We start from the raw sequence: 12,943 nt of genomic DNA on the forward strand, positions 1-12,943 counted from the left end.
TGGGTTTTTTATTGGGGTTTGTCATGGATAGTGTTATTTGTCCCTTGAGCATCGCGGGCACGCGGGCCACCTCGGATGCCGCCAGCTTGAACACCGGGCGTCCCACGAGCTGCGGGAAGCGCGCCTGCTGCTCGGCGCTCAACCCCGAGGTCGAGCGCGTCAGCGTCAGCGCCTCGCCTCCCACGACGCCCGTGCCCGAGAGGTGCATCGCGCCCGCGGGGTCGGTGTGCAGCCGCACCGTGGCGCCGTCCTTGAGCTGCTCGGGCTCCCACACGAGCGTGTCGCGGGATATCCAATGCGCGCGCGCCATCCGCAGGTCTCCCACGGGCTCACCCTCCACCTTCACGCGCAGCTTCTTGGTGGTGGCGCTCCATGAGAACGCGACCTCCGTGTCCGACGCAGGGACAGTGAATCCAATGTTCGAGCCATTGGGGACGCCATTGGCCCCGTAGTTGACCGTCCAACTCTCATCGAGCGCGACCTTCACCTGATAGGCGCCCACGGGCAGCGCCCGCGTGGTGAAGGTGTAGAGCCCGTCTCCGTCCGGGTCCTGCAACAGCGTGCGCAGGCAATCGGGCTTCCAGTCATCCGCGCAGCCGAGCGCCTTTTGCAGGCTCCCCGCCGCCACCGCGATGACCTGGCTGCGATTGCTCGTCACATAGTGTGTCTGGCCATCGAAGTAGAACTTCACCGGCCCCGCGGCGGACTGCGTGAGCACCACATCCGCGCCGCCGGGCCCGCCGTATGTCTGGGAGAGCGAGCCATCCAGCGCGACCTGGAAGTGCCACGTCCCCGCGGGCACCGTGAGCGTGCCCTGCCACATCGCATCGGACGCGTCATAGGCCAGGTCCGTGGCGGTGCAGCTCGCGTCGCGGTCTGTCGCGCAGCCCAGCTCGGTCTGCAAATCACCCACGACGGTGACGCGGGTGGGGGCAGCGGCCCACGTCGTCGCGGGCAGGAGGGGCGCGGCGACGAGCGCGCCCAGGGCGAGCGCTCGTGCCACGCGCGGATGCAAGAGAACGGATTTCAGGACGACCTCCAAGGCCCGCCGGCTTGAAATCGGGCCAGTCATGATTGACGGTAAAACTGGAAATTATTTCAACGCGGGGTCAGCTCTCTGGCGCCCTACCTGGATGCCGCGCTGCGTCGTGTGACGTGCTCGTCACTCAGAGGGGCGGGGCCGCCTGAGAGCGGAGTGGCCCGCCGCAAATGTTCCGCGAGAACTTCACCGGGATGGAATCTGTTCGGTACAGTGCGCCGCCCATGGCCGAACGCAGCTCTCGCCGGAAAACGAACGTTCCCCGGCGCCTCGGAAGGACCCGGCGCGTGCTTTCCGGCCTCGCAGCGGCGTGCCTGCTGGGGTGCGCCCATGGGGCCACTGAGTCCCTACCTACCCCGGTGGATGCCGCGCCGAAGGTGGCGCAGCCCGCCAGCGCATCGCGCCAGCCCGCGGCTGCGGAGCGGCGGTGGGCGGACGAGGTGCTGTACTTCGTCGTGCTGGACCGCTTCGCGGATGGAGACACCTCCAACGACGCGAAGGTGGATGTCTCGGCGCCCGGGGCCTTTCATGGCGGAGACCTGAAGGGGCTCACCGCGCGGCTGGATGAGCTGTCTTCCTTGGGCGTGACGGCGCTCTGGCTGACGCCGCTGGTGAAGAACATCGACGGGTTCGTCACGGGCGCGGGCTTCCCGGACTGGGGCTACCACGGCTACTGGGCGGATGACTTCCACCAGGTGGATCCGCGCTTCGGCACCGAGCAGGACTTCAAGGCGCTGGTGGATGCGTGTCATCAGCGAGGCATCCGCGTGTTGTTGGATGTCGTCTACAACCACGCCGGCTATGGCTCGCGATACCTGAAGGACCACCCGGGGTGGCTGCGCTCCGAGGAGACGGGCACCTGCGGACAGGACGACGTCACGTCGTGTGTCTCGGGCCTGCCGGACTTCAAGACGGAGCAGCCCGAGGTGGCGCGCTACCTGCTCGACGCGCAGCTCGATTGGGCGAAGCGCTCAGGGGTGGATGGCTTCCGGTTGGACACCGTGAAGCATGTGTCACACGACTTCTGGAAGGAGCACCGCCGCCGGACGCGCGCGGAGGTCTCACCCAGCTTCTTCCTCCTGGGCGAGGTGTGGGGCGGCGACGCGCAGACGCTGGATGCGTGGTTCGAAGGCGACGAGATGGACGCCGGCTTCGACTTCTCCTTCCAGGGGAGCGTGCTGGGCTTCGTGCAGGGGCGCGGGCGCGCCATCGCGTTCGACCGCTATCTCCAGTCGCGCGCCAGGGTGCGCGCGGGTCACCACCTGGCCCACTTCCTGTCCTCGCATGATGTGGACGGGGCGCTGCATCAGCTCGGCGGAGACCTGGCGCGCTTCAAGCTGGCGGTGGCGTTGCAGCTCACGACGTCGGGCATCCCGGTCATCTATTACGGCGAGGAAGTGGCGCGCCCCGGTGGCGACTGGCCGGCCAACCGCGGAGACATGCCCTGGGGCTCGCGCGCCGTGAAGCCGGGCGCGGGGCTCGCGCGAGACGAGGGCCTGCGCGATTTCTATCGGCAGCTCATCGCCGCGCGCCGCGCGCATCCCGCCCTGTCTCGGGGCGCGCATCAGGCGCTCTCCACCGACGGCGATGTGTATGTCTTTCTTCGGACCGACCCGGAGACGCACGACGCGGTGCTGGTGGCCATCAACCGCGGCGAGACGCGCGCCACCGTGTCCGTGCCCTGGCCGCAGGCCTGGGGGCAGGAGCCCGTGGAGGACGTGTTGGGCGGAGGCCGCGTGACGGCCGGGTCCGCGCTGGAGCTGGTGCTGGAGCCGCTGTCCACGCGGCTCCTGGGGCGCAAGCGATGAGCGGCCCCGGCGTGGCGTGGGCATGTGGCGGTTCAGTCTTGCGACGCGCGGGAGGGCTTGATGGCCGGCGTGTGGTTCAAGGACGTGGCGAAGCGATACGGGGATGTGTCGGTCATCGAGGGGCTCAACCTCGAGATTCGCGACCAGGAGTTCATGGTCCTCGTGGGCCCCTCCGGCTGTGGCAAGTCCACCGCGCTGCGAATGATTGCCGGCCTGGAGGAGGTCTCCGGCGGCACCATCTCCATCGGCCCGCGGGCGGTGAATGACCTGCCGCCCAAGGACCGCGATGTCTCGATGGTGTTTCAGAACTACGCGCTCTATCCGCACATGACGGTGCGGGAGAACATGGAGTTCGGGCTGAAGATTCGCAAGACGCCCAAGCCGGAGATGAACCGGCTGGTGAGCGAGGCGGCCGAGGTGCTGGGCATCGCGCACCTCTTGGACCGCAAGCCCAAGGCGCTCTCCGGTGGACAGCGACAGCGCGTGGCGCTGGGGCGCGCCATCGTGCGCAAGCCCTCCGTGTTCCTCTTCGACGAGCCGCTCTCCAACCTGGACGCGAAGCTGCGCGTGCAGATGCGCTCGGAGATCAAGAAGCTCCAGAGCCGGCTCCAGGTCACCTCCGTCTACGTCACGCACGACCAGATTGAAGCGATGACGATGGGGCACCGCATCGCGGTGATGAAGGAGGGCAAGATTCAGCAGCTCGGCACGCCGCTGGAGGTGTACGAGCGGCCCGCCAACGTCTTCGTGGCGCAGTTCATCGGCACGCCGCCCATCAACATGCTGTCCGCCACGCTGGAGGCGGACGGCGCGGGCCTGGCGGGCGAGGGCTTCCGCTTGCCCGTGCCGCAGTCCTTGCGCGCGCTGACCGCGGGCAAGGGTGGCGCCGCGTTGAAGGTGGGCATCCGGCCGGATCAGCTCATCGCCGGGGATGCCCGCGCGCGCGGCGAGACGGCCCAGGTGGAGGCCCGCGTGGAGCTGGTGGAGCCCCTGGGCAACGAGCTCATCGTCCACGCGCGCCTGGGTGACAACCCGCTCGTCTTCCGCATGCCGCCTCGGGAGTCCCCCGCGACGGGCGCCGCGCTGCCCGTGGCCGTGGAGCTGGACTCTCTGCACCTCTTCGATGCCGCCACCGAGCGGCGCCTCGCCGTCTGAGCCCCCCGACATTGGAGACCCCTGGAATGACAACCGTGCGAACCCTGGTCGCGGCCCTGTGCCTGTGCGCGCTGGGCTTGCTGCCCCTGCCGTCCTTCGCCGCCACCGAGCTGGTCTTGTGGCACGCCTACCGCGCCGAGGAGAAGGCCGCGCTGGAGAAGGTGGTGGCCGAGTACAACGCCGCCAACGCCGCCAAGGGCATCAAGGTGACGACGCTGGCCGTCCCTTACGACGCCTACGCGGACAAGATTTCCGCCACCGTGCCGCGCGGCAAGGGGCCGGACCTCTTCATCTTCGCGCAGGACCGGTTGGGCGGCTGGATTGAATCCGGCAACACGGTGGAGCCCATCGACTTCTACCTGGATGACGCGACGAAGAAGCGCTTCATCCCCTCGACGATGGAGGCGATGACCTACCGGGGCACCACGTACGGGCTGCCGCTCAACTACAAGGTCATCACGCTCATCTACAACAAGAAGCTGGTGCCGGTGCCGCCCAAGACGACGGGCGAGCTGGTGAAGCTGGCCAAGACGCTCACGGACAAGAAGGCGGGCCGCTTCGGGCTGGCGTATGCCTATTCCGACTTCTACTACCACGCGGCGCTGATGAATGGCTTTGGCGGGGGGGTCTTCGGAGCCAACGTCACGCCCACGCTCAACTCGGCGCAGAACGTGAAGTCGCTCGAGCTGATGATGAAGTGGCTGGAGAAGGACGGCATCGTCCCCACCGAGCCGTCCACGGCGCTCATCACCGCGCTGTTCAACGAGGGCAAGGCGGCCATGGTGTTCTCCGGCCCCTGGTTCCTGGGCGAGGTGGCCAAGGGCGTGGACTATGGCCTCGCGCGGCTGCCCATCCTGGACGAGGCCGGCGGCAAGCCGATGTCTCCATGGATGACGGTGGAGGGCGTGTACGTGGCGGCGCCGTCCAAGAACAAGGAGGCGGCGTATGACTTCGCGCGCTTCCTCACCGAGGCGTCCTCCGCGAAGACGCTGGCCCTGGAGGGCCGCCAGAGCCCGTCCAATCAGGCGGTGTACTCGGACGCGAAGGTGGCCGCGGATCCGCAGCTCAAGGCCATGCGCGAGCAGGTCGAGGTGGCGGTGCCCATGCCCAACGTGCCGGAGATGAGCATGGTCTGGTCCCCCGCGACGAGCGCGATGAACGCCATCGTGAAGAAGGCCTCCACGCCCAAGGCCGCGATGGACGTGGCCCAGAAGGCCGTGGCGAAGGACGTCGCCAACCTGCGCAAGAAGTGAGGACGGGGTGAGCACGAACGCACCACAGCAGCCCGCGGGTGACCTGGGAGGACCGGGCCCAGGCGTCGCGTCCGGTCAATCGGGGGACGTCCTCCTGACGGGCGCGAACGGCGGCCCCGCATCCTCGCTCCGCCGAGGGCGGGTGCTGGGTGGGCTCGCGCTCACGCTGGGCCTGTCGTTGTTCCTGGCGAACGGGCTGCTCGCGCGCGCCCGTGAGGAGCGCGCGGTGGAGCGTGCGCAGCGCCGCGCCGGCGTGGCCTTGCTCTCGCTGGCGGATGTCGTCCAGCGCGCGGGCGGGACCGGCGATGGGGTGCGCGCCGCGGTGAAGGATTGGCCGCTGCCCGCGGGCGCCTCCGTGCGCGTCATTGCCTTCAATGGCATCCGGCTGGAGGCCTCCACCTTCCCCGAGGACACGGGCGACAAGGCGGCCCCGCGCCGCCTGTCGCGCGACGAGAAGCCGCTCTACGACCGAGGCCAGCGGCTGCGCGCCGCGGTGGAGACGAACCGCGAGGAGGGGGGCGCACGCAAGCCGGAGGTGGAATCCGAGGCGCGGCCCTCCGGCGGACGGCTGTTGTCCGCGCCCGTGGAGGTGGACGGCACGGTGGTGGGGGCCGTGGAGGTCGCCACTCCGCCCGTGCCTCCCGTGGGCCGCGGCGGGCTCGCCGAGGCGCTGGCCGCGTTCCTGGTGCCGCTCGGAGTCTGCGGGGGCGCGGGCTTCCTCGTGCGGCGCCAGCGCGTGCTCGCTGGGGTGGCGGCGGTGCTCTTCGTGGCGGGCCTGGGGGGCTATGCGGTCCACTCCATGCGCACGCTGGCGGACGAGCTGCGCGGGACTCAGGAGGCCGTGGGGGCCGAGCTGCGCGAGCGCACCACACGCGCGCAAGCCCTGCTGGCGGCCCATGGCCTGCGGACCGAGCCCCCGCTCACGCCCGCTGCCTGGGACGCGGACTCGCTGCGCCATCCACTCGGCCTGCTGACGGATGCGGGCCAGCCCGTGGAGGCGATGCTCGCCACGCGCGTGGCCCAGGTGCGAGACGAGGCGAGTCGCGCGCTGGGACTGCTGGGCGTGCTGGGGCTCGCGCTGCTGCTGTACGTGGGCCTGGGCGGCCTGCATCGGACCGCCGCCACGCTGAAGGAGCACCGACAGGCGTACGCATACATCCTGCCCGCCCTGGTGGGCATGCTGCTGCTGGTCTTCTTCCCGTTCGGTTACGGCATCGCGTTGTCGTTCACGGACGCGAACCTCTACAACACGCACCAGCCGCTGTCGGAGCTGTGGGTCGGCCTGCGCAACTACGTCGAGATTCTGGGCGACTTCCAGATTGCGCGGCGCGCGGCGGACGGCTCGCTCGTCTTCAACTACCTCAACTTCTATTACACGCTGTTCTTCACCGTGGTGTGGACGGTGACCAACGTGGCCATCGGCGTCACGGTGGGGCTGGTGCTGGCGCTGGCGCTCAACGTGCCCAACCTGCGACTGCGGCCGGTGTATCGCGTGGTGCTCATCCTGCCGTGGGCCATGCCCAACTACATCACCGCGCTCATCTGGAAGGGCATGTTCCACCAGCAGTTCGGCGTGGTGAATCAAGTCATCCGGATGTTTGGCGGACAGGGGGTGTCGTGGTTCGACTCGCCCACCACGTCATTCCTCACGGCGCTGGCCACCAACGGGTGGCTGAGTTTCCCGTTCATGATGGTGGTGTCCCTGGGCGCGCTCCAGTCCATCCCGGCCGAGATCTATGAGGCCGCGCGCGTGGACGGCGCCAATCGCTGGCAGCAGTTCACCGCCATCACCTTGCCGGCGCTCCGCCCCGCGCTGGTGCCGGCCGTCATCCTGTCGGTGGTGTGGACGTTCAACATGTTCAACATCATCTTCCTGGTGACGGGCGGAGACCCGGGCAACTCCACCGAAATCCTGGTGACGCAGGCCTTCAAGTTCGCCTTCCAGCGCTACCGGTACGGCTACGCGGCGGCGTACGCGACCATCATCTTCGGCATCCTGCTGCTCTACAGCCTGGTGCAGAACCGCGTCAGCCGCGCCACGGAGGCCGCGTAATCCCATGGCGCTCTTCTCGTCACGACGCGAGGGCGTGCCGCACCTGCCGCTGCACGTGCTCCTGCTCGGCTTCACCCTGTTCACGCTCTATCCCATCCTCTGGGTGGTGAGCCTGGCGTTCTCCGGCCGCCAGAGCCTGGCCCTCTCCACGCTGCCCGAGTCCCCCACCGCCATGGACCGGCTGCGCGCCGTCATCCCCTGGCCGGAGACGTGGTCGCTCTCCAACTTCACGTCGGTGCTGACGGACCAGCCCTTCGCCAGGTGGGTGCTCAACAGCGTCATCATCTCCACGGGCACCACCGTGGTCGGCGTCTTCGTGGCGTGCACGGCGGCGTATGCCTTCAGTCGCTTCAAGTTCCCCGGCCAGCGCGCGGGGCTGATGGCGTTCCTGGTGTCGCAGATGTTCCCGGGCACGCTGATGCTCATCCCGCTCTACATCATCCTGGTGCAGTGGCTGGGATTGGGCAGCTCGCGGCTGGGGCTCATCATCGTCTACGCCACCACGTCCATTCCCTTCAGCGTGTGGATGCTCAAGGGCTACTTCGACACCATCCCCAAGGACCTGGAGGAGGCGGCGCTGATGGAGGGCGCGTCCGTCAGCCGCATCTTCTGGAGCATCATCCTGCCCCTGGCCAAGCCGGCCCTGTCGGTGACGGCGCTCTTCAGCTTCATGACGGCGTGGAACGAGTTCATCCTCGCCGCCACGTTCATGGACCAGGAGGCGATGTACACCGCGCCCGTGGGTCTGCGCTTCTTCGTGGGCGGCTTCAGCCAGCAGTGGGGCTACTTCGCCGCCGGCGCCATCCTCGTGTCGGTGCCGGTCGTCGTCCTGTTCCTCTTTCTTCAGAAGTACTTGGTCTCCGGTCTCACCGCCGGAAGCGTCAAGGGCTAGAGCCCGCTGTCTCTCCCCCGCAAGGAGCCGCACCACCATGAAGCACTCCCGTATCGCAATCCTCTCGCTCGCCGCGTCGCTGGCGGGCAGCTCGGCGCTGGCGGCCGACAAGATCACGTTCAAGGACCCGACGGGCGACGACAACGGCCCGGGCAAGTACGTCTATCCGACGGACCCTGTGTACAAGAAGGGCTCGTTCGACCTGACCGAGCTGACCGTGGAGAAGTCCGGCTCCAAGGTGGACTTCGTGATTGGCGTGAACGCGGGTCTGGAGGACCCGTGGCGCATGGGCAACGGCTTCTCCGTCCAGGAGGTGTTTGTCTTCATCGACACCGACGGCAAGCCCGGCAGCGGGCGCACGGACAGCCCCCCGGGACTGAACGTCGCGTTCGACCCGGCGGACGCCTGGGACAAGGTCGTCGTCATCTCGCCGCAGGGCTCGTCGCGCGTGCGCAACGAGGTGAACACCAAGGCCGCGGCCATGAAGGACTCCGTCGTGGTCCCCCTGCGCGCCAAGGGCTCCGGCAAGAAGATCACCGCCACCGTGGACGCCGCCGACCTGGGGCCCGGTGACCTGACGCAGTGGCGTTACCAGGTGGTGATGCAGTCGAACGAGGGCTTCCCCTCTGGCAACGACCTGCTCACCCGCAAGGTGAACGAGTACGAGGGCCAGCACCGCTTTGGCGGTGGCAACGACGGAGATTGTGACCCGCACGCCATCGACATCCTCGCGGGCGAGGGCAAGGGCGACGCGTCCGAGGTGAAGGCCCAGCACGACATGCTGACCTACGAGTGCGCGGCGGACGGCACCGCGACGAAGAAGGCCACGCTGAAGATGGTGGGCAACCGGCCCGCCGCGGCGCAGGCGGCCCCCGCGGCCCCGGCCCCGGCTCCGACTCCCGCTCCGGCGACGGAGAAGCCCGCGGCTCCGGCGACGGAGAAGCCCGCGGCCAACGCCGAGACGAAGTAGGCAGCACGCGCTTTTGACACCTGGGGAGGGCTGCCTCGGTTTTCGAGGTGGCTCGGGAGAGGGGAAACCCTCTCAGTCACAACATCTGAGGGAAGGTTTTCAGGAACGATATGAAGATTCGCAAGCATGCGGTGCGGGGAGCGTGTGCGCTCACCGCGGTGGTGGCGCTCGTGCCCGCGGCGGCCCTGGCCGACGACAGCGGTCCCAAGCTGACCATCGGTGGTACCACCTACACGAAGTGGCTCTTGGGCAACATGCAGGAGCAGGGCGCCATGTACAACTTCACCACGGTCCCCGGTGAAGGCTATGGCGACAATGGCATCGGCACGGAGCTGGAGCTGCTCCTCAACGCCAAGGTGTCTCCGCAGGTCGAGGTGAACGGCCGCATTCACAGCCGTTTCAACCAGAACTTCTGGACGAACTTTGGTGGCTTCGGCGGTGACCCGAGCAAGCCGTGCGTCGCGGGTGACTGCGGCGAGTTCGACCCGCGCTCCAACCAGTACATCAAGCTGCGCGGCATGTCCGTCACGCTCCGCCCGGGCTACCTGGTGGACACGGCGGTCATCGGCTCCAACGACCTGGGCCAGTTCGACCCGTTCGTCATCGGCCGCATCCGCTACATCGACCGCGACAACGCCCAGGCCGTGCTGCTCCAGGGCTCCGCGTTCGAGCGCCGGCTGACGTGGGACGCGGCGCGCATCGCGCTTCCCCGCCTGTGGGCGGGCCCGGGCTTCAGCACCGGCCTCTTCCACGCCAATGACGCCGTCTACGGCTTCCAGGCCAAGTACACCGTCAACGAGATGGTCGACCTGGGCGGCATCTTCGACTACGCGAACGACCAGGAAGTCCGCGCCAGCGACAACAACATCGACGACGGTCGCTCGCTGACGCCGCGCTACCGCAACGGCGTGGGCGGCCTGAAGGCCGGCGTGCACGTGGGCTCGTGGATGGACGTGCGTGCCGCGTTCTATACGTCGTACTCCAACGCGGATCCGATTCTCTCCGCGGCGAACTTCAACGGCATCAACGGCTACTCGGCGGTGATTGCCGGCCGGCACTCGGACCAGACGTACATGTTCAACGCGGCGCTGAATGACCCGCTGGACGTGGGCCTGTCGCTGAACCTCCAGCTCTTCAGCATCGGCAAGAACTACACCTCCGTGATGGCCAGCCGCCGCGAGGCGGACGTGCTGCTCACCGAGGGCCATGACGGCAGCTTCGCGTTCCCGGGCCCGTCCAACGCGTCCTACGGCGTGTTCAAGGGCAACCCCACCCGCATCGGCTACGGCGGCTGGACGAGCGAGGGCCAGCAGGTGGCCACCGTGAACGTGGACAACGACTTCACGGACTTCGACGAGCCTTTCGCCGAGTCGGTCATCGGCTGGCGCGGCGTGACGGCCAACCCGGTGTACACGCACGGCGCGCTGGAGCTGTCCGGCGAGTACTCGTTCATCACCTACGGCCAGAACTGGCAGGCGTGGGGCAACGCGGACCAGCCGCTCAACGCGACGCAGTACCCGGGCGCGGAGCTGGACTCCGGCGTGGGCCACAACTTCCGCTCCATCTTCCAGCCGTTCCAGGACAAGCACACCAACATCGTGGCGCTGCGCGCCAAGTACGTGCTGGACGTGGCCAAGGGCATCGACCTGTTTGGGCGCTTCAAGTACATCCACGAGACGGACAAGCGCCTGAACGACCCGCGCTTCCTGCCGTACCAGGCGGGCTCGTGCGCGGCGGACGGCAGCGGCTGCGACAACTCGCTCGTGAATGAATACAGCACGGGCAACAGCACGTCGGGCCTGTATGCCAACCCGGGCGTCATCACCAACAGCCTGGGCCAGACGGGTTACCAGTGGAAGCCGTTCGACAACATCGCGGACGACGACCGCGTGCTGGACTACACGACCTTCACGGCGGGCGCTGGCTACCAGTTCACGGATGACCTGTATGTGTCCGCGAGCTACTCGAAGTTCTTCGCGGACCTGCTGGACGGCAACACGGCGTTCCAGGCGTACAACCTGCACGAGATGGCTTCCGGCAAGCACAACAAGAACCAGCTCCTGATTCGCGCGCGCTACATCCTGTCCGGCGTGGAGTTCGGCCTGGAGGGGCAGTACGCGTTCGGCACGTACAAGCCGGACTTCGGCACGGGCTTCGTCACGCAGTACGCGGATGAGACCATCTCCGCGGACCACCACGTGAAGGTGGGCTCGGCGGGCTTCACCAATCGCTACGGCGGTTGGAACAGCATGGAGGAGCGCGAGTTCACCCAGCTGCGCATGAAGGCCTTCATGAAGGCGCAGTTCTAGTCCTTCGCTGAAGCAGCAGGGGGTTCCGGAGCCCGGTGCGCCCTCGCGCGTGCCGGGCTCCTTGCGTTCAGGTCGCGCCCCGGGCATGTCCAGGGCGCCGCACCCCGAGGAGTCCCCGCCATGTCTCACGTCCGTCGAGCCCTGCCCGCGCTCATCCTGGCCTCCACGCTGAGCACCGCCTGCCACTCCCGACGGGCGGGCGAGCCCCTGCTGTTCCGATTGGAGGACCCCGTGGGGGACGACCACGGGGATGGCGAGCTCGTCTATCCGGTGCGCACGGACCTGGGGCGAGGCGACCTGGACGTGGTGTCAGTGCAGGCGCTGGGCATGGAGGGCGGGACGCGCTTCGAGGTGACGTTCGCGCATCCCATCGCGAGGCCGACGCGAGCGCACACGGTGGACATTGGCGGCGGGACGTTGGCGGACATCGCGCGCCACGGCTTCTACACGTTCAACGTGGACATCTACGTGGACCAGGACCACGTGGTGGGCTCGGGGCGGACGGACACGCTGCCAGGGCGAGGTCTGGCGCTGGCGCCCGAGTCCGCATGGGACAAGGCGCTGGTGCTGACGCCGCGTCCGTATGAAGCGCGGGAGCAGTTGCACAAGCGTTGGCGGCAGGTGGCGCTGGCGGCGCATCGCGCGGAGCACGGTCCAGTGTCTGGAAAAGAGGAGCGGCGGTTGGAGGCGGTGGCGGACCAGGAGGTGGACGCGCGTGTCTTCTTCGCCACGCGAATCCAGGTGAGCGGGCGCACGGTGTCGTTCGAGGTGCCAGACGTGTTCCTGGGCGAGCACGCGCGAGCGGACTGGGGGTACGCGGTGGCGGTGACGGGGGCGTCGCTGGACCGCAAGGTGGAGCTGAGCTTGCTGGGCGCCAATGACACACAGGCCTCGGGGTTGATGGTGATGGGGATTGGGCCAGGGGTATCCGAGGCAAGGTTCGGAGGCGCGCGCACGGGGGACCCGGACCAGTCACCGGTGGTGGACCTGTTGGTGCCGTCTGGGATTGCGCAGGAGGCCGTGCTGGGCCCTGCGAAGTCACCCTGGCCGGCGGTGGTGCCCACGCCCGCCGCGAGCGCGGCGGTGCCCATGCCCGCGCCGACGGAGGCCGATGGCACACCCTGAGTGGTGTTTCCAGGCCGTTGTCGAGTATGCGTTTGTGTCCTGGAGCACATGATTGGACCCTGAGGGTCCTGAATTAACTGCGGGACAATGGGGGTTGTCAGACGCGGCTGTTATGTCGCCCCTCACCGCGTGTCGGCGGATGTCCTGGGGGGACGATGAGCGCTTGGGCGCTGGCTGCGTTGGTCGCAGTGACTGTCGGGTGTGCGACGACGCGTATCGTCCGGCTGGGTACCGGGCAAGGCAACTCGATTGTCTACGCACCATCCGAGACGCCTCCCGTCGAGAACGATGAGGTGGCGTTCCGCCTCGCGCTGACCAGTTCCCGGTCGCGCGATCTGG

The 12,943-nt window shown here is 68.1% G+C and carries 9 protein-coding genes; 8 read left to right on the forward strand and 1 reads right to left on the reverse strand.

The window, feature by feature from the left end; genetic code table 11:
• Positions 1-1,003: pullulanase X25 domain-containing protein (locus tag KRR26_RS37715; RefSeq protein ID WP_456237610.1), on the reverse strand; the 1,003-nt coding region annotated here is incomplete at its 3' end.
• Between the two features lie 323 nt (positions 1,004-1,326).
• Here KRR26_RS37715 and KRR26_RS29710 point away from each other — a divergent pair.
• From KRR26_RS29710 to KRR26_RS29745, 8 genes are all read left to right on the forward strand, one after another.
• The gene (locus KRR26_RS29710; RefSeq protein WP_233576914.1) at positions 1,327-2,847 is read left to right on the forward strand and encodes an alpha-amylase family glycosyl hydrolase; all 1,521 of its coding nucleotides are present in this window, start codon (positions 1,327-1,329) and stop codon (positions 2,845-2,847) included.
• 60 nt (positions 2,848-2,907) lie between these two features.
• Positions 2,908-4,002, forward strand: coding sequence for an ABC transporter ATP-binding protein (locus tag KRR26_RS29715; protein ID WP_217081449.1), 1,095 nt, complete (start codon positions 2,908-2,910; stop codon positions 4,000-4,002).
• A gap of 26 nt (positions 4,003-4,028) precedes the next feature.
• Positions 4,029-5,255, forward strand: coding sequence for an extracellular solute-binding protein (locus KRR26_RS29720; protein ID WP_120206309.1), 1,227 nt, complete (start codon positions 4,029-4,031; stop codon positions 5,253-5,255).
• A 7-nt stretch (positions 5,256-5,262) separates the two neighbouring features.
• Complete coding sequence (locus KRR26_RS29725; RefSeq protein ID WP_328707236.1) at positions 5,263-7,308, forward strand: carbohydrate ABC transporter permease; 2,046 nt, start codon at positions 5,263-5,265, stop codon at positions 7,306-7,308.
• 4 nt (positions 7,309-7,312) lie between these two features.
• Positions 7,313-8,200 (forward strand): sugar ABC transporter permease, encoded by an 888-nt coding sequence (locus KRR26_RS29730; protein WP_120206308.1) that lies wholly within the window; start codon positions 7,313-7,315, stop codon positions 8,198-8,200.
• Positions 8,201-8,237: 37 nt separating this feature from the next.
• Positions 8,238-9,170, forward strand: coding sequence for a glucodextranase DOMON-like domain-containing protein (locus KRR26_RS29735; RefSeq protein WP_217081450.1), 933 nt, complete (start codon positions 8,238-8,240; stop codon positions 9,168-9,170).
• Between the two features lie 110 nt (positions 9,171-9,280).
• Entirely contained in the window at positions 9,281-11,479 is a 2,199-nt protein-coding gene (locus KRR26_RS29740) for a hypothetical protein (protein WP_120206306.1), read from the forward strand.
• Between the two features lie 120 nt (positions 11,480-11,599).
• Positions 11,600-12,604 carry a glucodextranase DOMON-like domain-containing protein gene (locus tag KRR26_RS29745; RefSeq protein WP_217081451.1) on the forward strand — a complete coding sequence of 335 codons (1,005 nt, stop codon included), beginning with the start codon at positions 11,600-11,602 and terminating at the stop codon, positions 12,602-12,604.
• The last annotated feature ends 339 nt before the right edge of the window (positions 12,605-12,943 follow it).

The organism is Citreicoccus inhibens (assembly GCF_019039035.1).
GTDB classification, from domain to species: Bacteria; Myxococcota; Myxococcia; order Myxococcales; family Myxococcaceae; genus Citreicoccus; species Citreicoccus inhibens.